Annotated in this window: 19 protein-coding genes; 12 read left to right on the top strand and 7 right to left on the bottom strand. The window is 70.5% G+C overall.

Features of this window, described 5'->3' with window-relative positions:
- Window positions 1-284: 284 nt before the first annotated feature.
- Window positions 285-1,232, bottom strand: coding sequence for an A/G-specific adenine glycosylase (locus tag OG504_RS24180; protein ID WP_405991695.1), 948 nt, complete (start codon window positions 1,230-1,232; stop codon window positions 285-287).
- A gap of 562 nt (window positions 1,233-1,794) precedes the next feature.
- Here OG504_RS24180 and OG504_RS24175 point away from each other — a divergent pair.
- Window positions 1,795-2,625 carry a hypothetical protein gene (locus OG504_RS24175; RefSeq protein ID WP_405991694.1) on the top strand — a complete coding sequence of 277 codons (831 nt, stop codon included), beginning with the start codon at window positions 1,795-1,797 and terminating at the stop codon, window positions 2,623-2,625.
- Window positions 2,626-2,653: 28 nt separating this feature from the next.
- On the opposite strand, the gene disA is transcribed toward OG504_RS24175, so the two are convergent.
- Both disA and radA read right to left on the bottom strand, forming a co-directional pair.
- On the bottom strand, window positions 2,654-3,712 hold the full coding sequence (gene disA, locus OG504_RS24170) for a DNA integrity scanning diadenylate cyclase DisA (protein WP_051801604.1): 1,059 nt from the start codon (window positions 3,710-3,712) through the stop codon (window positions 2,654-2,656).
- A gap of 136 nt (window positions 3,713-3,848) precedes the next feature.
- Entirely contained in the window at window positions 3,849-5,258 is a 1,410-nt protein-coding gene (radA, locus tag OG504_RS24165) for a DNA repair protein RadA (RefSeq protein WP_405991693.1), read from the bottom strand.
- Between the two features lie 198 nt (window positions 5,259-5,456).
- Between radA and OG504_RS24160 the strand changes: the two genes are divergently transcribed.
- Entirely contained in the window at window positions 5,457-7,154 is a 1,698-nt protein-coding gene (locus OG504_RS24160) for a BACON domain-containing protein (RefSeq protein ID WP_405991692.1), read from the top strand.
- 4 nt (window positions 7,155-7,158) lie between these two features.
- On the opposite strand, the gene OG504_RS24155 is transcribed toward OG504_RS24160, so the two are convergent.
- Window positions 7,159-8,019 (bottom strand): hypothetical protein, encoded by an 861-nt coding sequence (locus OG504_RS24155; RefSeq protein ID WP_405991691.1) that lies wholly within the window; start codon window positions 8,017-8,019, stop codon window positions 7,159-7,161.
- A gap of 83 nt (window positions 8,020-8,102) precedes the next feature.
- Between OG504_RS24155 and OG504_RS24150 the strand changes: the two genes are divergently transcribed.
- The 4 genes from OG504_RS24150 to ilvD all read left to right on the top strand — a co-directional run bounded on the left by OG504_RS24150 (window position 8,103) and on the right by ilvD (window position 12,933).
- Entirely contained in the window at window positions 8,103-9,050 is a 948-nt protein-coding gene (locus tag OG504_RS24150) for a Ppx/GppA family phosphatase (RefSeq protein ID WP_405991690.1), read from the top strand.
- 467 nt (window positions 9,051-9,517) lie between these two features.
- The gene (locus OG504_RS24145; protein ID WP_405991689.1) at window positions 9,518-10,342 is read left to right on the top strand and encodes a sugar phosphate isomerase/epimerase family protein; all 825 of its coding nucleotides are present in this window, start codon (window positions 9,518-9,520) and stop codon (window positions 10,340-10,342) included.
- Complete coding sequence (locus OG504_RS24140; RefSeq protein ID WP_405991688.1) at window positions 10,339-10,944, top strand: TetR family transcriptional regulator; 606 nt, start codon at window positions 10,339-10,341, stop codon at window positions 10,942-10,944. Before OG504_RS24145 ends, OG504_RS24140 begins: the two co-directional genes overlap by 4 nt.
- A gap of 135 nt (window positions 10,945-11,079) precedes the next feature.
- Window positions 11,080-12,933, top strand: coding sequence for a dihydroxy-acid dehydratase (gene ilvD / locus OG504_RS24135; RefSeq protein ID WP_405991687.1), 1,854 nt, complete (start codon window positions 11,080-11,082; stop codon window positions 12,931-12,933).
- Window positions 12,934-13,007: 74 nt separating this feature from the next.
- On the opposite strand, the gene OG504_RS24130 is transcribed toward ilvD, so the two are convergent.
- The gene (locus tag OG504_RS24130; protein ID WP_405991686.1) at window positions 13,008-15,113 is read right to left on the bottom strand and encodes a protein kinase domain-containing protein; all 2,106 of its coding nucleotides are present in this window, start codon (window positions 15,111-15,113) and stop codon (window positions 13,008-13,010) included.
- A gap of 182 nt (window positions 15,114-15,295) precedes the next feature.
- Here OG504_RS24130 and OG504_RS24125 point away from each other — a divergent pair, with 182 nt between their 5' ends.
- The 3 genes from OG504_RS24125 to OG504_RS24115 all read left to right on the top strand — a co-directional run bounded on the left by OG504_RS24125 (window position 15,296) and on the right by OG504_RS24115 (window position 17,312).
- Window positions 15,296-15,625, top strand: coding sequence for an SH3 domain-containing protein (locus OG504_RS24125; protein WP_405991685.1), 330 nt, complete (start codon window positions 15,296-15,298; stop codon window positions 15,623-15,625).
- 159 nt (window positions 15,626-15,784) lie between these two features.
- Entirely contained in the window at window positions 15,785-16,315 is a 531-nt protein-coding gene (locus OG504_RS24120; RefSeq protein ID WP_405991684.1) for an EamA/RhaT family transporter, read from the top strand.
- Between the two features lie 214 nt (window positions 16,316-16,529).
- Window positions 16,530-17,312, top strand: a complete 783-nt coding sequence (locus OG504_RS24115; protein WP_405991683.1) for a class I SAM-dependent methyltransferase — start codon at window positions 16,530-16,532, stop codon at window positions 17,310-17,312.
- Window positions 17,313-17,875: 563 nt separating this feature from the next.
- Here OG504_RS24115 and OG504_RS24110 read toward each other — a convergent pair.
- Window positions 17,876-19,186 (bottom strand): SulP family inorganic anion transporter, encoded by a 1,311-nt coding sequence (locus OG504_RS24110; RefSeq protein WP_405991682.1) that lies wholly within the window; start codon window positions 19,184-19,186, stop codon window positions 17,876-17,878.
- A 295-nt stretch (window positions 19,187-19,481) separates the two neighbouring features.
- Here OG504_RS24110 and OG504_RS24105 point away from each other — a divergent pair, with 295 nt between their 5' ends.
- The 3 genes from OG504_RS24105 to proC all read left to right on the top strand — a co-directional run bounded on the left by OG504_RS24105 (window position 19,482) and on the right by proC (window position 22,035).
- Window positions 19,482-20,339, top strand: coding sequence for an ABC transporter ATP-binding protein (locus OG504_RS24105; protein WP_405991681.1), 858 nt, complete (start codon window positions 19,482-19,484; stop codon window positions 20,337-20,339).
- The gene (locus OG504_RS24100) at window positions 20,336-21,145 is read left to right on the top strand and encodes an ABC transporter permease (protein ID WP_405991680.1); all 810 of its coding nucleotides are present in this window, start codon (window positions 20,336-20,338) and stop codon (window positions 21,143-21,145) included. The genes OG504_RS24105 and OG504_RS24100 overlap by 4 nt, the downstream gene beginning before the upstream one ends.
- 80 nt (window positions 21,146-21,225) lie before the next feature.
- Complete coding sequence (gene proC, locus OG504_RS24095; RefSeq protein ID WP_033287344.1) at window positions 21,226-22,035, top strand: pyrroline-5-carboxylate reductase; 810 nt, start codon at window positions 21,226-21,228, stop codon at window positions 22,033-22,035.
- Between the two features lie 36 nt (window positions 22,036-22,071).
- On the opposite strand, the gene trpS is transcribed toward proC, so the two are convergent.
- Window positions 22,072-23,067, bottom strand: a complete 996-nt coding sequence (gene trpS, locus OG504_RS24090) for a tryptophan--tRNA ligase (protein ID WP_405991679.1) — start codon at window positions 23,065-23,067, stop codon at window positions 22,072-22,074.
- Between the last annotated feature and the right edge of the window lie 599 nt (window positions 23,068-23,666).

Raw genomic sequence — 23,666 nt, 5'->3', positions numbered from 1 at the left:
TGTCCCGCCGGTCTGCGGTACACAAATGAAGTTACGGAGGGGTTGTCACGGCACTGTGCGGAGCAGCCTGCGGAGAGCGCTCGGCTGTCCGTCGGTTGTGTAACGGAAGTAGGTCCGGGGTAAGGGGGCGCGGTTGTTGGGGTTGGTATGGGGTGATTTGCCTGGCGAGGTGGGGCGGCGGGAGTGTTGCGGGAGCTTGGTGTGGGCTGTGGGGCGGGCCGGGGTGGGGGCTCTGTCTGTGAAGTGACCGTGTGTCAGGTCGTGACGGGGTGTGTCCGGTTGTTTCAGGCTCGGGTCGCCGGGAGCCGGTACATGCCGTCGGGGAGGGGCTCGACCAGGCCGTCGGACACCAGGCCGTCCAGTGCCCTCGCCCGCTGTACCGGCTCGTGCCACACCCGGTCGAGTGCGGACTGCGGGACGGGGGTGTGCGCTTCGCGGAGTACGGCCAGGAGCTTGCCGCGTACCTGGCGGTCCGTGCCCGCATACGTCTGGCCCTTGCGGGCCGGGCCCTCGTGTTCCGGCTTGCCGGCGAGGTTCCACGCGCACTGGGCGGAGATGGGGCAGCGGTGGCACGTCTCGTTCTTCGCGGTGCAGACGAGTGCGCCGAGCTCCATGGAGGCCGCGGCCCAGCGGGCTGCCGTGTCGTCGTCCTGGGGGAGGAGCGCGCGGGCCAGCTTGCGTTCGGCGGCTGTCGTTGCGTTCGGGGGGTACTGGGTGCCGGTGACCGCGCGCGCGAAGACCCGGCGGACGTTGGTGTCCAGGACTGCGTGGCGTTGGCCGTAGGCGAAGGACGCGACCGCGGCTGCCGTGTACTCGCCGATGCCGGGGAGCGCGAGGAGTTGGGCGTGGTCGGTGGGGACGTCGCCGCCGTGGCGTTCCGTTATGGCGGTGGCGGCGCCGTGGAGGCGCAGCGCGCGGCGGGGGTAGCCGAGGCGGCCCCAGGCGCGGACCGCCTCGCCGGGGGCGTCCTGGGCGAGGTCGGCGGGGCGGGGCCAACGGGCGAGCCACTGTTCGTAGACCGGGAGGACGCGGTTGACCGGGGTCTGCTGGAGCATGAACTCGCTGACCATCACGCCCCAGGGGCCGGCGTCGGGGTGGCGCCAGGGGAGGTCGCGGGCGTTGTCCTCGAACCAGTCGATGACCGGGGTGTGGAGGTGGGCGCCTTCATTTTCACCTCCGCCCGGTGTGGTCGTGGCGGATGTGGTGTGCGGGGGTTTCGTGGGCGCAGTCATGGCGTTTCCGATCCTGCCACGGTTGGTGGGTGGGTCGGGGTCGTGGCGGTACGGCGAGCCCGCCGCTGGTGGGGCCCCGCTGTTTGTTGACATGGCTGAACGGCTTGGTGCCGGGTACGCGGCGGGCTGCGCCGTACCGCCATGACCCGCTCCCGTTGTGTTGGCGGCTGCGGGTCGTGGGTCATTCCGAGTTCCGCCGGCGTGGTTCCGGGGGCGTGCCTCAGTACGGCGGCGTCGCCGTGTGGGCGGGTACGCGGCGGGTTGCGCCGTACCGCCATGACCCGCTCCCGTTGTGTTGGCGGCTGCGGGTCGTGGGTCATTCCGAGTTCCGCCGGCGTGGTTCCGGGGGCGTGCCTCAGTACGGCGGCGTCGCCGGGTGGGCGGGTGGGTGGTGGGGTGCGCCGTAGCGCCACGACCCGCTCCCGGTTCGTCGGCGGCTGGCGGCTCGTGGTCCATCCCGGGCCATTCCAGGCGGGGTTGCCGGAATGATGATCCGGAAAAGTTGGGGCTGGGGCGGCGGGTGGGGCGAGGTAACTCGCCGATCTCTCGTACAGTTTGCGCCGTGGGATCACTGCGCAATCCGGTCGGGCCGCTTCCCTCCTCCATCTATTGGCGACGGAGGGTCCTCATGGTGTCCGTGGTCGCCTTGCTGGCGCTGCTGATCACCTGGATCGTCAACTCCGGTGGCGGGGGCGGCAAGAACGGTGCGGATGGGGCCAAGAACGGAAAGACCCCCGCTCCTACGATCACTGCCGGGCCGTCGGGATCTGGTCCCGCCATCAGTCAACACCCGGGCGGGCGCGATGACTCGGGCGGCGCGAGTAGTTCGAGTGGGGCTGGTGGATCGAGTGGGTCGAGCGGTGGGGGCTCCGGATCTGATGCCGGCTCCGGCTCCGGTGGGTCCAGTGCCGGATCAGGTGGTAGTGGGTCCGGTGGGGGGTCCAACGGCGGTAGTAGTACGGGGACTACGGTTCCTGCCGACTCGACGCTTCCCAACTGCACCGCCGGCGCTGTGCAGTTGAGTCTGCGGAGTCTGCACAACTCGTACTCGCCGGATCAGACGCCGACGTTTGTGCTCACGGCCAAGAACTCCTCCGGCAGCGACTGCAAGGTTGATCTCGGGCCCAAGAGTGCCGTGTTGACCATCACGGAGGCGGGGGGCAGTGCTGATTTCTGGTCGTCTGCCGACTGCCCGAAGAGTGCCGGGAGTGTCTTCTACCGGGTGTCCGCCGGGAGCAGTGTCACGTACACCCTGAAGTGGGACCGCAAGCCGAGTGCGCCCGAGTGTGCTACTCCGGCTGCTGGTTCGGCCGGGGCCGGGACCTATCTGGTGGAGGCGCAGGCCTCCGGGTTCGCCAAGGCTCAGACCTCGTTCGTACTGGCCAGTGACTAGGGGCAGTTGGGCTTGGTAGGTGGTTGGGTTATACGTAGCGCTCGAGGATCGAGGACTCCGCCAGGCGGGAGAGGCCCTCTCGGACGCTGCGTGCCCGTGCTTCGCCTACGCCGTCGACTGTCTGGAGGTCGTCGACGCTGGCCGCGAGGAGTTTTTGTAGGCCGCCGAAGTGCTCCACCAGGCGGTCGATGATCGCGCCGGGGAGGCGCGGGACCTTGGCCAGGAGGCGGAAGCCTCGGGGAGACACTGCTGAGTCGAGGGCCTCGGGGGAGCCGGTGTAGCCCAACGCGCGGGCCACGGTGGGGAGTTCGAGGAGTTCCGCGTGGGATAGGGCGTCCAGTTCGGCCAGGGCCTCGTTCACCGTGCGGGAGCGTTTGGCCGTGGGCTCGGGGACGTAGTCGCGCACTACCAGTTCGCGCTCCGGCTCCACGCCTGCGATCAACTCCTCCAGTTGGAGGGCGAGTAGGCGGCCGTCCGTGCCTAGTTCGACGACGTACTCTGCGATCTCTGTCGCGATCAGGCGGACCATTTCGAGGCGTTGGACCACTGCTGATACGTCTCGGACCGTCACCAGGTCCTCGATCTCCAGGGCCGAGAGTGTTCCGGCCACCTCGTCCAGGCGGAGCTTGTAGCGCTCCAGGGTGGCGAGGGCCTGGTTGGCTCGGGACAGGATCGCCGCCGAGTCCTCCAGTACGCGGCGTTGGCCGTCTACGTAGAGGGCGATCAGGCGCATGGACTGGGAGACGGAGACCACCGGGTAGGCGACCTGTTTGCTGACCCGGTCCGCCGTGCGGTGGCGGGTGCCCGTCTCTTCCGTGGGGATGTTGGGGTCGGGGACCAGCTGGACGCCCGCTCGGAGGATTTTGGAGAGGTCCGAGGATACGACGATGCCGCCGTCCAGTTTGCAGAGTTCGCGTAGGCGCGTGGCTGTGAACTCCACGTCCAGGATGAAACCGCCTGTGCACATCGCTTCGACCGTCTTGTCGGAGCCGAGCACGATGAGTCCGCCCGTGTTGCCGCGGAGGATGCGCTCCAGGCCGTCGCGCAGGGCCGTGCCGGGGGCAACGGCGCTCAGTGAGGCGCGCATCAGGCCATCGCCGCCGGACTTTCCGGGAGCTGACGCCCGGTCGTTGGCTGCCACTGCACTCCTCCGGTCGCAGGTTTTTCCGGTGCTCCCGTTTCGCGCACTCTCTTCGTACGGACGGGCGAGACCAGGGCAAAGTCTACCGGCGGTCCTCGGCGTCCCGTGGGGCCTCTCGCTTACGGGACCTTGGAAGGACCCGGAGAGCGTCCCCTATGTCGGCTACTTCGATGACCTTCATGCCCGCGGGGATCTTGCCCGGGTCGCTAGGGACGAGTGCGTGGGTGAAGCCCAGACGGTGTGCTTCGGAGAGTCTGCGCTGGACGCCTGTGACCCTCCTGACCTCGCCTGCGAGCCCTACTTCGCCGATCGCCACCAGGTTGTTGGGGAGGGGGGTGTCGCTCGCCGCGGAGGCCAGGGCGAGCGCGATGGCCAGATCTGCTGCTGGTTCTGTGAGTTTTACTCCGCCCACCGTTGCGGAGTAGATGTCCCGCTTGCCCAGGGCGCTGATCTTGCCGCGTTGCTCCAGGACCGCCAGCATCATCGAGACCCGGGAGGTCTCCAGGCCTGAAGTGGTGCGCCGGGGGGAGGGGATCTGGGAGTCGACCGTGAGGGCCTGGACCTCGGCCACCAAGGGGCGGCGGCCCTCCAGGGTGACGGTCAGGCAGGTGCCGGGGACCGGCTCCGCGCGGCGGGTCAGGAACAGGCCGCTCGGGTCGGCCAGGCCCGTGATGCCCTCGTCGTGGAGTTCGAAGCAGCCGACCTCGTCGGTCGTGCCGTAGCGGTTCTTGACGCCCCGTACGAGGCGTAGGCGTGCGTGGCGGTCGCCCTCGAAGGACAGGACCACGTCCACCAGGTGTTCCAGGAGGCGGGGGCCCGCGATCGCGCCGTCCTTGGTGACGTGGCCTACGAGGAGGGTGGACATGCCTCGTTCCTTGGAGGCGCGGATCAGGGCGCCGGCCACCTCGCGGACCTGGGCCATGCCGCCGGGGGCGCCGTCGATCTCCGGGGAGGCCACCGTCTGGACCGAGTCCAGGATCAGGAGGGAGGGCTTCACCGCGTCCAAGTGGCCCAGGATCGTGGCCAGATCGGTCTCTGCGGCGAGGTAGAGGTTGTCGTCGATCGCTTTGATGCGGTCGGCGCGCAGGCGGACCTGGCTCGCCGATTCCTCGCCGGTCACGTAGAGCGTGCGGTGCTCCTCGCTCGCCGACTTCGCCGCTACGTCGAGGAGGAGCGTCGACTTGCCCACCCCCGGTTCGCCCGCTACGAGGACCACCGCTCCGGGGACCAGGCCGCCGCCGAGGACCCGGTCCAGCTCGGGCACGCCGGTCGGGCGGGCCGTGGCGGTGCGGCCGTCGACCTGGCCGATCGGTACTGCGGAGGTGGTGACGCGGCCGGGGGCGGTCGTCCGGACCGCGGGAGCGCCGTACTCCTCGACCGTGCCCCAGGCCTGGCACTCGGTGCAGCGGCCGAGCCACTTGGCCGTCTGCCAGCCGCACTCGGTGCAGCGGTAGGACGGTCGGTCCTTGGTGGTCTTCGTACGGGCAGCCATGCGTGAACCGTAACCGCCGCCACTGACACCGCGGTCGGCGGACGGGCCGCGCTCCTTCGGTATCCGGCCACCGCCCGTCAGGAACGAGCCAGGGAAGGAAGGGTTCCTGTCCCCTTATGAGGGATCGTTTCACCCGTACGGATTAAATGTGCTCAAGGGGGCGGAAGGGGGCATCGCCCGCCGCCTACGGTCGCACGGGTGATGAGCAGCAGTCCGGAGACCTCGACCCGCACCACCGGCGCACACCGGGCGCATCGGGAGGCGCGCGACCGCGCTGCGGCGCGCACGCTGGCGCAGCGCCCGCCCGCGCGCTACGAGCCGTATCTGGACGGCCTGTTCACGTACTGCCTGTCCGTGCTCTGCGACCACGACGCGGCGACCGCCGCCCTGGGGGACGTGCTCGCGCTGGCCGAACGCCGGGGCGCGCGCGTGCCGGAGACGGCCGGTGACCGCCGGGCCTGGCTGTACGCGCTGGCCCGTTGGGCCTGCCTGCGCAAGCTGGCCGAGGCCAAGCAGAAACGTCAGGGCACGCACGCGGTGGGGCGTAGTGAGGTGGAGGAGCCCGTTGTTTCCGAGGAGTTGAGGGAGCAGCGGGGGCGTGAACTCGCCCTGCTCGCCTGGCCGGAGGCCGCCGGGACCACCCCCGAGCAGCGTGAGGCACTCGAACTCGCCGTGCGCCACCGGCTCGCCGCCCATGAGGTCGCCGCCGTTCTCGGCATGGACCTCGCCGGTGCGCGGGAGTTGCTGGCGGCCGCGGCCTGCGAGGTGGAACGCACGCGTGCCGCCCTCGCCGTCGTGGAGACCGGGAGCTGCCCGAGCGTCGCCCGGCTCACCGGTGACCATCAGCTGGTGCTCAGCAGCGCCCTGCGCCGCGAACTCGTCCGGCATGTCGACGACTGCCCGCACTGCCGTCGTACCGCCGAGCGCGCGGTGCCCGGCAGTTGGCCCGGCGCGAGTGTCACGCCCGCCGAACTGCCCGTCCTGGAGGCGCCCCGCGCGGCCCTGCACGTCGCCATGGCGCATCTCCCACGCGCGCGGGGCGCCGCCGCACCGCGCTTCGACCGGCGCGGTTTCCCGATGGACCCGAAGGACCGCGCCGCCCGAAGAGACCGCCTTCGCGCGCGTGCCGTCACGACGACCGTCGTCGCCACTGTCATCGCGGCGCCCGTCCTCGCCCTGTGGGCCGCCTACCGGGGCACACCGACCGGCGAGGGCGTCGACGGCAGGGCCGTCACCGCGAGCGAGCAGCACGGGCCCGGCAGCCTGGAGGGCGAGGTCGCGAGCGGGGGCTACGAGAACACCGGGAACGCCAGCACGAGTCCCCGGCCCGGCAAGGGCGGCAAGAACGATGTCTCCGTAGAGGTCATCAGCGTCACCGGCGCCGGCCAGAAGGGCGCGGGTCACCTCGCCGTCTCGGCCGCCAACAGCAGCGACACCACGATCGTCACCCTCACCGCGTCGGGCTCGGCCCCGGTCCGCTGGTCCGCGACCACCGCGGCGCCCTGGCTCTACCTCAGCCAGTCCTCGGGAACCCTCGCCCCGGGCGAATCGTTGACGATCAAGGTGTACGTCGACCACCTGCGCGAGCCCTCCGGCCACTGGACCGCGCGCGTGGCCGTCTCACCGGCCGGAGCCATCGTCTCGATCGAGGGCTACGGCACCGCGCCGGCCCCGACCGACCCCGGCAACCCCACGGATCCCGACCCCGGTGACCCGCCCTCGTCCGGCCCGGACCCGACACCCACGAGCACGGCACCCACCGACCCCACGCCGAGCGACCCGCCGCCCACGTCCGCCGACCCGACCCCGACACCGACCGCGACGGACTCGTCCTCCGCCGATCCCGGGGGCTCGACGCCGCCGCCGGACGACGGCGGCGAGCCGAGCTCGTCGTAACCCGTCAGGCGACCGGGTCAGCCGGATGCGGTGCCAGGAGCGGGAGCTGCGAGGCCAGGCGCTGTTCGCAGAGCTCGACCAGGCGGTCGTAGCCGGCCTTGCCCATCAGCTCGGTCAGCTCCGGGCCGTAGGACACGTAGACCGGGTCGCCCGCGCCGTGCGCCGAGGTCGCCGACGTGCACCACCAGTGCAGGTCGTGACCGCCGGAACCCCAGCCCCTGCGGTCGTACTCGCCGATCGACACCTGGAGCACGCGCGTGTCGTCCGGGCGGTCGATCCACTCGTACGTCCGCCGCACCGGGAGCTGCCAGCAGACGTCCGGCTTGGTCTCCAGGGGCTCGCGGCCCTCCTTGACGGCCAGGATGTGCAGCGAGCAGCCCGCGCCGCCGGCGAAACCGGGGCGGTTCTGGAAGATGCACGAGCCCTGGAAGGGGCGGGTCTGGCGGTCGCCGTCCTCGTCCTTGGAGACCCAGCCGTTCTCCACGCCCTCGTCGTGGTGCTGCCAGATGTCGGGCGTGAGCCTCGCCACATGCCCGGCGACCCGTTTCTCGTCGTCCTTGTCCGAGAAGTGCGCGCCCAGGGTGCAGCATCCGTCGTCCGCGCGGCTCGCCTGGATGCCCTGGCAGCCGCTTCCGAAGATGCAGTTCCAGCGAGAGGTCAGCCATGTCAGATCGCAGCGGAACAGCTGCTCCTCGTCCGCCGGATCCGGGAACTCCACCCACGCGCGCGCGAAGTCGAGCCCCTTCTCGTCGGCTTTCAGGGCCTTCTTCGTCGACGGCTTCGGGGGCTTGGCCGACGTCACCGGCGAAGAATCGCCGGGTGATTTGGCCGCCTTGTCGGTCTTCGCCTTTTTCGTCTTTGGCACGCGTCCAGGGTAAGTCGCCCGGAGCGGCCCCAGACACCGCTCCGGGGACCGAGATAGGTGCAGGTGGCAGTAGCGTTCCGTATATGAGACTCGGTGTCCTCGACGTGGGATCGAACACGGTGCATCTGCTGGTGGTGGACGCACACCCGGGCGCGCGCCCGCTGCCCGCGCACTCGCACAAGGTGGAACTCCGCCTTGCCCAACTCCTCGACGAGGACGGCGCGATCGGCCCCGAAGGGGTCGACAAACTCGTCGGCGTCGTCCAGGAGGCGCTGCAGGCAGCCGAGGACAAGGGCGTCGAGGAACTCCTCCCGTTCGCCACCTCCGCCGTCCGCGAGGCCAGCAACGCCGACGACGTCCTCGCGCGCGTGCAGACCGAGACCGGCGTCGAACTCCAGGTCCTCACCGGCGCCGAGGAGGCCCGGCTCACCTTCCTCGCCGTCCGCCGCTGGTTCGGCTGGTCCGCCGGCAAACTCCTCGTCCTCGACATCGGCGGCGGCTCCCTGGAGATCGCCTACGGCATCGACGAGGTGCCCGACGCGGCCGTCTCCCTGCCCCTCGGCGCGGGCCGCCTCACCGCCGCCTGGCTCCCCGGCGACCCGCCGGAACCGGACGCGATAAGGGCCCTGCGCCGCCATGTGCGCGCCCAGATCGCCCGCACGGTGGGGGAGTTCAGCCGTTTCGGCGCCCCCGACCACGTCGTCGCCACGTCGAAGACCTTCAAGCAGCTCGCCCGCCTCGCCGGCGCCGCCCGCTCCGCCGACGGCCTCTACGTCCAACGCGAGCTGAAGCGCGGCTCCCTGGAGGCCTGGGTCCCGCGCCTCGCCGGCATGACCACCGCCCAGCGCGCCGTCCTCCCCGGCGTCTCCGAGGGCCGGGCCGAACAGCTCATCGCGGGCGCGATGGTGGCCGAGGGCGCGATGGATCTGTTCGGCGTCGAGACCCTGGAGGTCTGCCCCTGGGCGCTGCGCGAGGGCGTGATCCTGCGGCGGCTGGATCAGATGCCGTCACGGCTGGATCAGATGCCGTAGGCGTGGGTGCCGGTGCCGGTGCCGGTGCCGGTGCGGGAAGCGCGGCGCGATGGGCGCGTGGCTGTCCGTGACGCATGACGCCGGTACTGCTCGTGACGCACGCGCGCGTGGTTGCAACTCCGACCGACCGGCCCGTCCAGTACCCGCCAACTCCGGCCCGCATTGATCAGCCCGTCCGGCGTTTGAGGACGAGGCCCCTTCAGGGCCGATGGGGGTCCGGGGCGGAGCCCCCGGCAACGACGCTGCAGAGGAACGAAGCACCCGCAGAAGCCACAAAGAAGGCCACCCGGGAGCGGACACCGGCCGAGCCGTACTGAACGCCCGCACGGTACGGGACGTATCGAACCCGCATGAAGTATCGCCACAACGCGGCCCCGCGCCGCGGATGGCCGGTTGCCGCCTCCCGCACAGCGCGGCCACAGCAACCGGCTCCCCCGCGCAAAGCGCCGCCCCGTAGTCTGTCCTCCGTGGCAGAACCAGTCGTGCGCATCCCGGATGCGAAGGTCGCGCTGTCCACGGCGTCCGTGTATCCGGAGTCGACGGCGACGGCCTTCGAGATCGCCGCACGCCTCGGCTACGACGGCGTCGAGGTCATGGTGTGGACCGACCCGGTCAGCCAGGACATCGACGCGCTGCGCCGGCTCAGCGACTACCACCAGGTCCCGATCCTCGCCGTGCACGCTCCCTGCCTGCTCATCACGCAGCGGGTGTGGTCCACCGACCCGTGGATCAAGCTCCAGCGCGCCCAGGCGGCCGCCGAGAAGCTCGGGGCGAGCACGGTCGTGGTGCATCCGCCGTTCCGCTGGCAGCGCCAGTACGCCCGGGATTTCGTCAGCGGGATCTGGCGGATGGCGAACGAGACGGATGTGCGGTTCGCCGTAGAGAACATGTATCCGTGGCGCTACCGCGACCGCGAGATGCTCGCCTACGCCCCCGACTGGGACGTCACGCGCGAGGACTACCGGCACTTCACGATCGACCTCAGCCACACCGCGACCGCCCGCACCGACGCGTCCGAGATGATCGAGCGCATGGGCGACCGGCTCGGCCATGTCCACCTCGCGGACGGCAACGGCTCCAACAAGGACGAGCACCTCGTCCCTGGCCGCGGCACCCAGCCCTGCGCCGAACTGCTGGAGCGGCTCGCGACGACCGGCTTCGACGGCCATGTCGTCATCGAGGTCAACACCCGGCGCGCGATGTCCAGCGCCGAACGCGAGGCCGATCTCGCGGAGGCGCTCGCGTTCACTCGCCTGCATCTGGCCTCGGCCGTGAAGGTGCCCCGGCGGTGACCGACGCGACCGCCAAGCGCCGGGGCCGACCCCCTCGTACGGAGTCCGCCGACACCCGCGACCGCATCCTGACCGCGGCCCGCGAGGAGTTCTCCGAGCGGGGGTACGAGAAGACGTCCGTGCGGGGGATCGCGAAGGCCGCCGGGGTCGACTCGGCGCTCGTGCACCACTACTTCGGTACGAAGGAGCAGGTTTTCGAGGCGGCCGTAGAGGTCGCGTTCGCGCCCGCGCAGAACGCGCCGGAGGCCGTCGCCGAGGGGTCGCTGGACGGTGTCGGCGAGCGGCTGACCCGGTTCATCTTCGGCATCTGGGAGAACCCGGCCACCCGTACGCCGCTGCTGGCGGTGGTCCGTTCCGCCGTCAACAACGAGGCCGCCGCGGCCGTCTTCCGTCGGCTCGTGGTCTCCCAGGTGCTGGGGCGGGTCGCCGCCCGGCTCGACCTCCCGGACGGGGAGCTGCGCGCGGAGTTGGCGGCCGCACAGCTGGTCGGTACGGCGATGCTGCGGTACGTGATCAAGGTGGAACCGCTCGCCTCGGTGGACGTGGAGCAGATCATCGCGCGGGTGGCACCGGTGGTGCAGGGGCATCTGACGGGGCCGTAAGGCCGGCTCCGAGGGGGACTTTGAGCCGACCCTTTCTGCGAGACGGGCATCCCGCGATGCGGACACCGTGTCCGCCCCCTGGATGACCGGCGTAGGCTCGTTACCAGCCCTATCTGTCTGAAGGAGCGATCGACGATGCCCGAGCTGAGGTCCCGTACAGTCACCCACGGCCGCAACATGGCGGGCGCACGCGCCCTTATGCGCGCCTCCGGTGTACCCGGTGCGGACATCGGCCGGAAGCCGATCATCGCGGTGGCGAACAGCTTCACGGAGTTCGTGCCCGGCCACACCCACCTCCAGCCCGTCGGCCGGATCGTCAGCGAGGCGATCACCGCGGCCGGGGGCATCCCGCGTGAGTTCAACACGATCGCGGTGGACGACGGCATCGCGATGGGCCACGGCGGCATGCTGTACAGCCTGCCCTCGCGCGACCTGATCGCGGACTCGGTCGAGTACATGGTCGAGGCGCACTGCGCCGACGCTCTGATCTGCATCTCCAACTGCGACAAGATCACGCCCGGCATGCTCATGGCGGCGCTCCGTCTGAACATCCCGACGGTCTTCGTCTCCGGCGGTCCCATGGAGGCCGGGCGCGCCACGCTGCAGGACGGCACGGTCCGCACGCTGGACCTGATCGACGCGATGGTCGACGCCGCCAACGACAGCATCTCCGACGCGGACGTCCTCAACATCGAGGAGAACGCCTGTCCGACCTGCGGCTCCTGTTCCGGCATGTTCACCGCCAACTCGATGAACTGCCTGACCGAGGCCATCGGCCTGTCGCTGCCGGGCAACGGCTCGGTCCTCGCCACCCACACGGCCCGCAAGGGCCTGTACCAGGACGCGGCCCGCACGGTGATGGACATCACCCGCCGCTACTACGAGCAGGACGACGAGACCGTCCTGCCGCGCAATGTCGCCACCTTCGCGGCCTTCGAGAACGCCATGGCGCTCGACATCGCGATGGGCGGCTCCACCAACACGATCCTGCACCTGCTGGCCGCGGCGCAGGAGGGCGGCGTCCAGTTCGGCCTGGACGAGATCAACGCCGTCTCGCGCCGGGTGCCCTGCCTCGCGAAGGTCGCCCCGAACGTCGCGAAGAACCGCACGTACTACATGGAGGACGTCCACCGCGCGGGCGGAATCCCGGCCCTGCTGGGCGAGTTGCACCGCGCGGGCCTGCTGAACGAGGACGTCCACTCCGTCCACAGCCCGTCCCTGGCGGACTGGCTGAAGACGTGGGACGTGCGCGGCGGCTCCCCGTCCCCCGAGGCAGTGGAACTGTGGCACGCGGCGCCCGGCTGTGTCCGTTCCTCCGAGGCCTTCTCCCAGTCGGAGCGCTGGGAGGCGCTGGACGAGGACGCGGCCGAGGGCTGCATCCGCTCCGCCGAGCACGCGTACTCCAAGGACGGCGGCCTCGCGGTCCTCAAGGGCAACCTCGCCGTCGACGGCTGCGTCGTGAAGACGGCCGGCGTCGACGAGTCCATCTGGACCTTCGAGGGCCCGGCGGTCGTCTGCGAGTCGCAGGAAGAAGCCGTCGAGAAGATCCTCAACAAACAGGTGACGCACGGCGATGTCGTCGTCATCCGCTACGAGGGCCCCAAGGGCGGCCCCGGCATGCAGGAGATGCTCTACCCGACGTCCTTCCTCAAGGGCCGCGGCCTCGGCAAGACCTGCGCCCTGATCACCGACGGCCGCTTCTCCGGCGGCACTTCGGGCCTGTCCATCGGCCACGCGTCCCCCGAGGCGGCGTCCGGCGGCACCATCGCCCTCGTCGAGAACGGCGACCGCATCCGCATCGACATCCCGAACCGCACCATCGAACTCCTCGTGGACGACGCCGAGTTGGCCCGCCGCGAGGCCGCGCTGGACGGGCAGTACGCCCCGAAGCAGCGCGAGCGCAAGGTGTCGGCGGCGCTGCGCGCGTACGCGGCGATGGCCACCAGCGCGGACCGGGGAGCGGTGCGGGACGTCAGCAAGCTCGGCTGAGGGTTTCTTCGCCCTGTGCTTTGTAGGGCCGCCTCCTTTGACGGGGGCGGCCCTTTTGCTTGCCGGGTGCGGTGCTACCAGGCGCCGGGCGTACGGGAGTTGACGGCGAAGACCGTGCCGTCGGGGGCGGCGGCGTAGACGTGGTCGTTCGCTACGACAGGTTCGGGCAGCGCCGCGCTGATCCGGTCGGAGTTGGAGTCGAGGCGTGCGGGAGTCTGGCCGACGAGGCGTCCGGCGCGGGCGTCCACTGCGAGCAGCCGCCCGTCTCCGGAGGTGACGTACACCTGCCGTCCGTCCGCGACCGGTGCGGAACTCCGTGCCACGGCCGTCTCCAGACCCCACAGCTGCTTCCGCGCGGCCATGTCCACGGCCCTCAGCGATCCGCCGGCCCCCATGAGGTAGACGACGTTCCCGTGGACGGTCCCGTGGGCCTGGTCGACTCGCACGGGCAGCGCCACGCGCCGTGTGGCTCCGGTGTCCGGGGTGTAGCGGACGACGGCCTCCGTGGCCCCGTAGACGGTGTCGACCGAGAGGAGATACACGGACCCGCCCGCCGCGCCGACGGGCTTCAACGCCCCCTTCAGCCGCGCGTCCCAGCGCACGGCACCCGTCTCCGGATCGACCGCCGTCACCCGGGTTCTCGCCCCGTCGTCCGACGTGTTCGTCGCGTACGCCGACGCGTCCCCGGCGAACGACGTGAAGTACGGCGCCTGTTGACCTGGAATCCGGTGACTCCACTTCGTGGCGCCCGTAGCCCCGTCCACACCGGTGACCGTCCCGTCCGCGTGGGTGAGCAGGAGCATGCCGCCGGCGTCCGCGAGCCCGGTGTACGCGGGGACGGTCTTCTGCCAACGTGCCTTGCCCGAGGCGGGATCGAGCGCCTCCAGATGCCGACCGGTGTCCAACGCGGGCTGCACCAGGCCGCCCGAGAGGACCGGCGGCCCGCTGCGGTGCGTCGTCGCGACGGAGTGCCGCCACAGCACACGGCCGTCGGACGGGTCCAGGGCGAACACCACCCCGGGCTGCGCGCAGAGCAACTTCCCTGCCCCGTAAGAGCATTGGGGCGTGCTCTGCTTGGAGACCGGTGTCGCTTTCCACTCGCCGAACCCGGTGCTGGGCGTGGTGTGCGGGGTGGTGCTCTTCGCCGTCGCCTCGCCGTCGTCGGTCAGCTGGAGCGCGGCGAGCGTGCCGATCGCGGCCAGGCCGAGCGCTCCCGCGCCGAGGGCGAACCGTTTGCCCAACAGCCGCCGTCCGCGCCGCGGTTCGGACTGTCCGGGCTCTTCCGTACGGTGCTCCGGCACCGGCGTGACACCGGCCCGCTGTGCCGGTATGTACGCCTGCGTGTCGTACGAGGCCGACACCGACCGGAGTTCACGCATCAACTCGTCGGGCGTGGGCCGGTCCTCGGGCTCCTTGGCGAGGCAACGCAGCACCAGCGGCGCGATGTTCTCCGGCAGTCCGGCCAAGTCCGGCTCGTCATGGACGACTTGATAGGCGACGACGTACGGGCTGTCGGAGTCGAACGGCCCACGCCCCGTCGCCGCGTGCACCAGCACGGACCCGAGCGCGAAGATGTCGGCGGCCGGACCGACCTCCCGCGGCCGCCGGAACTGCTCGGGTGCCATGAACGGCGGTGTGCCGATCAACTTGCCCGTCTCGGTGCGCAGTTCGCTGTCCTTTGGCCGAGAGATGCCGAAGTCGATGACCTTCGGCCCGTCCTCGGCGAGCAGTACATTGCTCGGCTTGAGATCCCTGTGCACGACGCCGACCCGGTGGATGTCGCGCAGGGCCTCGGCCAGTCCCGCCATCAGCCGGCGCAACTCACCCGGTGCCATGGGCCCGTTCCGCTTCACGTGCTCGGACAGGGTCGGCCCCGGGATGAACGACGTTGCCATCCACGGCCGTTCGGCCTCCGGGTCGGCATCGACCACCGGCGCGGTGAAGGCCCCGCTCACCCGCCGAGCGGCCGCCACCTCCTGCCGGAACCGCCCCCTGAACTCGGGGTCCTGGGCGAACTCCGCGTGGACGACCTTCACGGCGACCTTCATCCCGGAGGTGCTCTGCGCCAGATGCACCACGCCCATACCACCGGAACCCAGGCAGGACTGCAGGCGGTAGTGACCGGCGTACTCGGGAAGTTCCGCTTCCGCGCCCGCTCCGGTGTTGCGCTGTGGCGCCATGGAACCACCCCCGTGCTGATCGTCCGCGCGCGCGACGCACGGAGCCTAGTCGATGACCCTTACGGGACAGAGGTGGCTCGCCAGCCGCCGAGTGCGAGGTGCGCACATATGTTTCATGGCGTGTTTTAGGGGAATCAACGGGACCCCATGGCAGTCATGGGGTCCAACGGGGGAGGTTTTTCATGTCTGTTGACCACACGGAAGAGGTCGAGGGCGAAGGCGCGGCGGAGGCGGTCACCACGGCGGCGGCCACGACAACGGCCCTGCACTACTACTCCATCGCACCCGGCACCCGCGTCAACGTCCGCAGCGGCCCCGGCACCGGCTACACCATCGTCCGCGTCCTGGCCGAGGGCTCCCAGGTCCCGATCTACTGCCAGACGCCGGGCACCACGGTGACGGGCTACTACGGCACGACGAACATCTGGGACAACATCGACGACGGCGAGTACATCTCCGACGCGTACGTGAACACGGGCAGCGACGGCTACGTCCGCCCGCACTGCGCCTGACCACACCGCCACCGCCCAGGGGGACACGCATGACATTCCGCAACGGCGAGTTCGTCGCGGACGCGTATGTGCACACCGATAGCGACGGCTACGTAGCGTCCCGCTGCGCCTGAGCCCCCAACGGGAGCCCGCGCCCACCCTCGGAGCCATAATCGTCCCGTGAACGACGAGACGACCGGTACCCAGGACACCCCCGCGGGCTCCCCAGGCGAGGGCACGGCCACAGCCACGGGCCCCCGCCCCGAGCCCCTCCGCTTCTTCGGCATCACCTGGGTGAACCACGACAACGGCTACACCGCGCGCCGCGTCGGCACGGCCGCCGGCTCCCTCGCCGCCGCGGCCGCCGCCTGCCTGATCCTCCGCTTCGCCTACCAGGGCATCCAGATCGCGGACGTCGGCAGCTTCGTCACCCTCCTCGTCATCGTGATGTTCGCGATCTGCAGCGCCCTGGCCTTCGGCCACACCTGGGAAACCTTCAAAAAGCGCCCCGACCCCGACCGCCAGGCCTCCCTCCGCGGCCTCCTGGCCATCGGCTTCGTAGGCTCCCTCCTCGCCTACTTCTTCCGCTCCCTGGTGGAGGCCCCCGGCGAGAAACTCCACCGCCAGGAGTACGAGACGGCCCTGACCCAGTACGAGAAGCGCACGTCCCGCCGCACCCGCAACCCGTCGAAGAAGCGCCGGGGGGCTTGAGGCGGACGCACGGGTTCCGGGGAGCTACGACGCCCAGGGCACGGGCAGGTCTTCGGCCACGCGGAACTGGGCGCGCGGAACTGGGGCAGGCGGAACTCTCTGAGCGGGCGAGAGCCGGCGGTACGGCAGCTCACCGCTCCGCAGGTCGCGGTGATTGCTCATTTCTCACCAAAAACCACCTGCACCCTGCACTCACCCACGTAACCATGGCCGTATGACCACCTCCGCGAATCCCCCCTCGCCCGCGGCCCGAGCCAGCTCCTTCAACGCGGCCGCGGCCCAGTACGCCGAGAACCGCCCCTCCTACCCGCCCGCCCTCTTCGACGCCATCGAGGAACTCGCCGGCCACCCCCTCTCCGGTGCCCGCGTCGCGGACGTCGGCGCGGGCACCGGCATCGCGACCGCCCTGCTGCACGCCCGCGGCGCCGAGGTGATCGCGATCGAACCCGGCGACGGCATGGCGGCCCAGTTCCGTCGGACCCTCCCCGACGTCCCGATCGTCCGGGGCAACGGCAACGCCCTCCCCCTCGCCGACCACTCCGTCGACTTCCTCACCTACGCCCAGGCCTGGCACTGGACCGACCCCACCCGCTCGGTCCCGGAAGCGCTCCGCGTACTGCGCCCGGACGGCGCACTCACGCTGTGGTGGAACACCGGCGCTCTCGACGTGCCGTGGATCGCGGAGCAGTCCGAACGGATCAGGCTCCACTTCGGCATCGACCGCGTCGTGGAGCAGAACGGCAGCGGCGTACGCTCCGCGCTCGCCGACCCCACCGGCCGACTCGACTTCACCCACCGCCAGGTCCGCTGGAGCCGCCACGTCCCGATCGACACCCACCTGGCCAACATCGGCAGCCACTCGGCCTTCCTGGTCCACGACAAGGCAAGCACGAACACCTTCCTGACCGAGGAACGGGACCACCTACGAACCGTCTTCCCGGACGACACGGTGGAAGAGACCTACGTCGTGGAACTCGTCGTAGCCCGCACACCATGACCCTCTGACACCGCCCCCGTCAGGCGTCAGGCGTCAGGCGTCAGGCGTCAGGCGTCAGGCGTCAGGCGTCAGGAGCACACCGGCTCACCGGGTCACGCCCCGGCAACCCACCGAGTCACCCCGTCAGGCGTCCGGCGCCCACCGAGTCACCCCGTCAGGCGTCAGGCGTCCGGAGCACACCGGCTCACCGGGTCACGCCCCGGCAACCCACCGAGTCACCCCGCGAGCCCCGATGCCCCAGGGGCGCGGGGCTGCACCGACATACGGCTCCGCCGCGCACCCGCACTCCCCAACCCCGCCCACGCTGATCCCCTCAGGGGCGCGGGTCTGCATCGATATGCGACTCCGCCGCGCGGGCGCGCCCAGCCCCCCGCACTTCTTCACCCCGCCCAACCCCAACCCCCTAGGGGCGCGGGGAACTGCGCGACAAGCCCCCACCCACCCGCACCCCGCAAACAACCGAACCACCCACCCCGAACCCGGCCGCAACCCCACCCCGCTACACCGCGCACCCGCCCCCCCGACCCACCACACCCCGCCCCGACAGCCACGGACTCCCCAACTCACCCTCCCCTCAATGCCGTTACCCCCTCACCCCGCCCCCGCCCGACAACCCACCCCTCCAACGCCGCCGCACACGCATGATCCACATGCCGCAACCCACCCAACTCCAGCCGCACCACCCGATCCCCCGGCAACACCTCCAACGCCTCCAACAGCCTCGGCAACCGCAAAAACGTCGCATGCCCCCGCACCCGTACGACGATCCCCGCGTCCCCGAGATCCTCCGTCTCCACCCGCACATGACTGACGTCCCACGCGGTCTTCGCCACGGCCAACGCCAGCCCGACCAACACCCCCTCGAACAAACTCCCCACCACGATCACCCCCGCGGTCACCCCGAGCACGACCACCTCACCCCGATACCCACGCCACAACCCCCGCACCTGCCGCACCGGCACAAGCCCGCACCCGGCATGCACGAGCACCCCCGCCAGCGCCGCCACCGGAACCACCCCCAACACCCCGGGGACCAGAGCCGCGAACACCAGCAACCACCCGCCACGCAGCACCCGCGAGGCCTTGGCCCGAGCCCCCGCCCGAACTCCCTCAGAGGGGACACCCCCAACCACACTCCGCACGCCCACCGGGGTCATCGGCAACGCCCCGAGCACCCCGCACACGGCGTTCCCCACACCCTGCGCGCTCAACTCCCGGTCGTAGTCAGCCCGCGGCCCCCGCCGCAACCGGTCCACCGCCGCCACGCCGAACAACGACCCCGCCGAAGCGATCACCGCGAACGCCACGACCGTCCCGATCACGCCCACTTCCGTAAGCCGCCCGAAATCCCCCCACCCAGGCACCCGCACGGCACCGACCAGCCCCCGCACCTCCACCCGCCGCACCGCCAGGTCGAACCCCCCGGTCACCGCCGCGGCCAACCCCACCGCCACCAACGGCGCCGGAACCAGCCGAGCCCCCCACCCCCACCGGGGCCACAGCAGCAATACGGCAAGGGTGGCACCCCCCACTGACAACGCCACCGGATCCACCACCCCCGGCAGCGACACCAGCCCGGCGAGCTTCCCGACCGCGCCCGCCGGCGCGGCGACATCACCGAGCGCGTACACCTGCCCGGCGACCAGCACGAGCCCGATCCCGGCGAGCATCCCGTGCACCACGGCCGAGGGCACGGCCCGGAACCACCGCCCGAGCCGCAACACCCCGACCACCAGCCCACCGACGATCCCGGTCACCAGCCCCGACTCGGCCGGCACCCCGGAGGCGATCGCCACGCCCACACACAGCGGGAGCGCGACAAGAAAGACAACCAAGGACGCGAACAGCTCGGCCTTGCTCACACCACAACGCATGACAACAGCACCTCCGACGGCGAACGGGAGATGCGTGGGCGCCGCACCGGGGGAGGGCACGGCGAACTGAATTCCATTGTCGGCAAAGCGAGTTGATCGCGCACCCCTTCCGCGCCGCCACCCCGTAACCACGGAAGCACACGTACCGGACCACCCCCTTCCGATCACACCCCCACGCGCCTGCGCCACCCCGCACCCTCCTCCACCGAAGACCACGGCCGCCCTCCCCGGAGGAGACACCCGCACCCACCGAACCCACTTGACGCCCCCACCCGGCGAGAGCATTATTCATCACGTGATGAATTATCTCCCCGGCCCGCCCGGATCCCCCGACGCCTCACCCGTCACCGCAGTAGGCACCCCACCCGACACCGCCCCCGGCGCAGGACGCGACCCCGCGATCCAAGCCGAGTCCCTCACCGTCGCCCGCGGTCCCCGCACCGTCCTCCACGCCCTCGACTTCACCGTCCCGCGAGGTCAGATCACCGGCCTCCTGGGCCCCTCCGGCTGCGGCAAGTCGACGCTCATGCGCTCGATCGTCGGCACCCAGGCCAAGGTCACCGGCACCCTGAACGTCCTCGGCCGCCCCGCGGGCCACCCCACCCTCCGCACCCGCATCGGCTACGTCACCCAAGCCCCCTCCGTCTACGACGACTTGACGGTCCGTCAGAACCTCGACTACTTCGCCGCGATCCTCGCCCCCGGCCGCGCCGCGGCCACCCGCCGCCACGACGACGTCACCCGCGCCATCACCGACGTCGACCTCACCACCCACGCCGACTCCCTCGCCGGCAACCTCTCCGGCGGCCAACGCAGCCGCGTCTCCCTGGCCGTGGCGCTCCTCGGCACCCCGGAACTCCTCGTCCTCGACGAACCCACGGTCGGCCTGGACCCCGTTCTCCGCCGCGACCTGTGGGCCCTCTTCCACGACATCGCCGTCTCCCGCGGCGCCACCCTCCTCATCTCCTCCCACGTCATGGACGAGGCCGAGCGCTGCCACCGTCTCCTCCTGATGCGCGAGGGCGAGATCCTCGCCGACGACACCCCGGACGCCCTCCGCACCAGCACCGGCTCCGACACGGTCGAAGCCGCCTTCCTGCACCTGGTCGACGAGGCCGTAGCCACCGCCCGCCAGAAGGAGCCGACCCGATGAGCACGACCACGACCACGAGCACGTCCGCCACGAAGACCAGCGCCCCCGCACCTGCCGGTCCCCGCGCCCTCAGCGCCTCCCGGACCACCGCCACCGCCGCCCGGGTCCTGCGCCAGCTCCGCCACGACCCCCGCACGATCGCCCTGCTGATCCTCATCCCGTGCGTGATGCTCGTCCTGCTGCGCTACGTCTTCGACGGCAGCCCGCGCACCTTCGACAGCATCGGCGCCTCACTCCTCGGCATCTTCCCCCTCATCACGATGTTCCTGGTCACGTCCATCGCCACCCTGCGCGAACGCACCTCCGGCACCCTCGAACGCCTCCTCGCCATGCCCCTGGGCAAGGGCGACCTGATCGCCGGCTACGCCCTCGCCTTCGGCATCCTCGCGATCATCCAGTCCGCCCTGGCGACAGGCCTCGCCGTCTGGTTCCTGGGCCTCGACGTGACCGGCAGCCCCTGGCTCCTCCTCCTGGTCGCCCTCCTCGACGCCCTGCTCGGCACCGCCCTCGGCCTCTTCGTCTCGGCCTTCGCGGCCTCCGAATTCCAGGCCGTCCAGTTCATGCCGGCGGTGATCTTCCCCCAACTCCTCCTCTGCGGCCTCTTCACTCCCCGCTCCGACATGCACCCCGTCCTGGAGGCGATCTCCGACGTCCTGCCCATGTCGTACGCCGTCGACGGCATGAACGAGGTCCTCAAGCACACCGACATGACCGCCACCTTCGTACGCGACGCACTGATCGTGGCCGGCTGCGCGCTGCTCGTGCTGTGCCTGGGCGCGGCCACCCTGCGAAGGCGTACGGCATAGAGGAGTAGGAGTACGGAGGTCTTGTTCCGCCAGCCGGACAGCCACCACTCCTCCCCACGGACCGGTGCGAGGATGGGCCCATGAGTCAGAAAGTCGCAGTCCTCGGCACCGGCAAGATCGGTGAGGCCCTGCTCAGCGGAATGATCCGAGCGGGCTGGGCCCCGGCCGACCTGCTGGTCACCGCCCGCCGCCCCGAGCGCGCCGAAGAACTCCGCACCCGCCACGGAGTCACCCCGGTCACCAACCCGGAGGCCGCGAAGACCGCCGACACCCTGATCCTCACGGTCAAGCCGCAGGACATGGGCACCCTCCTCGACGAACTCGCCCCGCACCTCCCCGCCGACCGCCTGATCATCAGCGGCGCGGCGGGCATCCCCACCTCCTTCTTCGAGGAGCGCCTGGCCGCAGGCACCCCCGTCGTCCGTGTCATGACGAACACCCCCGCCCTCGTCGACGAGGCCATGTCCGTCATCTCCGCCGGCAGCCACGCCACCGAGGCCCATCTCGCGTACGCCGACGAGATCTTCGGCGCCGTCGGCAAGACGCTCCGCGTCCCCGAGTCCCAGCAGGACGCCTGTACCGCTCTCTCCGGCTCCGGCCCGGCGTACTTCTTCTACCTGGTCGAAGCCATGACGGACGCCGGCATCCTGCTCGGCCTCCCGCGCGACAAGGCCCACGACCTCATCGTCCAGTCCGCGATCGGCGCCGCCGTCATGCTCCGCGACAGCGGCGAGCACCCGGTGAAGCTCCGCGAGAACGTCACCTCGCCCGCAGGCACGACGATCAACGCCATCCGCGAACTCGAGAACCACGGTGTACGCGCCGCACTCATCGCCGCCTTGGAGGCAGCCCGCGACCGCAGCCGCGAACTGGCCTCCGGAAACAGCTGACCGGCTGACCCGCCGACCGGCTAACCGTTCACGCGACTACGCAGGCAGAAGCCCGATGGCTCGATACGCGCTGTCGACCATCGGCTTCGCCATCTCTCTCGCCTTCTCCGCCCCATCCCGCAACACCCCTTCCACATAAGCGGGATCCGCGCACAACTCCTTGTGCCGCTCCTGCACGGGCCTGAGCAGCTCGACCACGGCCTCCGCCGTGTCCTTCTTCAAAGTTCCGTACGACTCATATACACCGCTCAGGTCCTCGGGGTTCCCACCACCGCAAGCGGCCAGGATCTCCAGCAGATTGGCCACTCCCGGCCGCGCCTCCCGGTCGTAGACGACCTCCGCGCCACTGTCGGTCACGGCCCGCATGACCTTCTTCCGTACGACCTCCGGCTCGTCCAGCAGATAGACGATGCCCGGCCCGGAGTCGTCCGACTTCCCCATCTTCGAAGTCGGCTCCTGGAGGTTCATCACCCGGGCCGCCACCTCCGGCCGGGTCGCCCGCGGGACGACGAACGTGTGCCCGTACCGCTGGTTGAACCGCACCGCCAGATCCCGGGTCAGCTCCACGTGCTGCGTCTGGTCGTCCCCGACCGGCACCTCGTCCGTCCCGTACGCCAGGATGTCCGCCGCCATCAGCACGGGGTACGTCAGCAACGACAGCCGCACACTCCCGCCCCGCTCCCGCTCACGCGCGGCCTTCTCCTTGTACTGCACCATCCGCCGCATCTCACCGTCGGTGGCCACACACTCCATGACGTACGACAGCCGCGCGTGCTCGTCCACATGACTCTGTACGAAGACGGTGCACAGCTCGGGATCCAGCCCCGCCGCCAGCAACAGCGTCGCCGCCTGCCGACTGAGCCTGCGCACCCGCGCCGGATCGTGGTCCACGGTCAGCGCGTGCAGATCGACCACACAGAACAGCGCGTCGCTCTGCCGCTGATCCACGTCGACCCACCGCCGGATGGCGCCCAGGTAGTTCCCCAGCGTCAGATGCCCGGTCGGCTTGACCCCACTGAAGACCCGCGTCATCTCTCCACCTCCTGATAGAGACCGCCGCACCCGGCCGGCCGACCCTCTGGAGGGAGAAACGCGAACGGCCGCCGATGCGGCGGCCGTTGAGTACATACGTGTGTACGGCCGCCGTCAGGCGGCCCACCACTGCTGGGTGCACGTATGCGTAGTCACGTCACAGAGCGTACGCCTCCGCAGTGCTCTCCGGAGCGGAGTTGACACGCCTCTACCGCGTACGTAGTGTTCTCCGAGTTGTCCGACGTGAGAGCCGACCCCGGTCGGTCCCCGGACAGCCATTCCGCAAGTACCTACAAGCAATCGACGATCCGTCGTCGCATTGTATTGCCATGCGTATTTGCGAAATGAGGAATCCGCGTTCGAAAGGACGCACCCCCCGATTCGCTCGGGACTCAGGAATCCGCTAAAGTCTCACTCGTCGGAACGGCCCAAGGGCCGGGATGGCAAGCCCCACTGACTGGGAGTCAGGCCCGAAAGGATCTGATAGAGTCGGAACCGCCGGAAAGGGAAACGCGGAAGCGGAAACCTGGAAAGCACCGAGGAAATCGGAACCGGAAACGGTCTGATAGAGTCGGAAACGCAAGACCGAAGGGAAAAGC

It is taken from the genome of Streptomyces sp. NBC_00986 (genome assembly GCF_045162565.1).
In the GTDB taxonomy this organism is placed as follows: domain Bacteria; phylum Actinomycetota; class Actinomycetes; order Streptomycetales; family Streptomycetaceae; genus Streptomyces.
The sequence above is the reverse complement of the archived record's forward strand: the minus strand, read 5'-3'. Positions and strand labels throughout refer to the sequence as shown.

Bases quoted from the DNA above. Each gene is read 5' to 3' on its own strand.
- proC (WP_033287344.1), top strand. From the start codon at position 21,226: ATGAGTCAGAAAGTCGCAGTCCTCGGCACCGGCAAGATCGGTGAGGCC.
- ilvD (WP_405991687.1), top strand. From the start codon at position 11,080: ATGCCCGAGCTGAGGTCCCGTACAGTCACCCACGGCCGCAACATGGCG.
- OG504_RS24115 (WP_405991683.1), top strand. From the start codon at position 16,530: ATGACCACCTCCGCGAATCCCCCCTCGCCCGCGGCCCGAGCCAGCTCC.
- trpS (WP_405991679.1), bottom strand. From the start codon at position 23,067: ATGACGCGGGTCTTCAGTGGGGTCAAGCCGACCGGGCATCTGACGCTG.
- OG504_RS24110 (WP_405991682.1), bottom strand. From the start codon at position 19,186: ATGCGTTGTGGTGTGAGCAAGGCCGAGCTGTTCGCGTCCTTGGTTGTC.
- OG504_RS24180 (WP_405991695.1), bottom strand. From the start codon at position 1,232: ATGACTGCGCCCACGAAACCCCCGCACACCACATCCGCCACGACCACA.
- OG504_RS24125 (WP_405991685.1), top strand. From the start codon at position 15,296: ATGTCTGTTGACCACACGGAAGAGGTCGAGGGCGAAGGCGCGGCGGAG.
- OG504_RS24100 (WP_405991680.1), top strand. From the start codon at position 20,336: ATGAGCACGACCACGACCACGAGCACGTCCGCCACGAAGACCAGCGCC.
- OG504_RS24130 (WP_405991686.1), bottom strand. From the start codon at position 15,113: ATGGCGCCACAGCGCAACACCGGAGCGGGCGCGGAAGCGGAACTTCCC.
- OG504_RS24150 (WP_405991690.1), top strand. From the start codon at position 8,103: ATGAGACTCGGTGTCCTCGACGTGGGATCGAACACGGTGCATCTGCTG.
- disA (WP_051801604.1), bottom strand. From the start codon at position 3,712: ATGCGCGCCTCACTGAGCGCCGTTGCCCCCGGCACGGCCCTGCGCGAC.
- radA (WP_405991693.1), bottom strand. From the start codon at position 5,258: ATGGCTGCCCGTACGAAGACCACCAAGGACCGACCGTCCTACCGCTGC.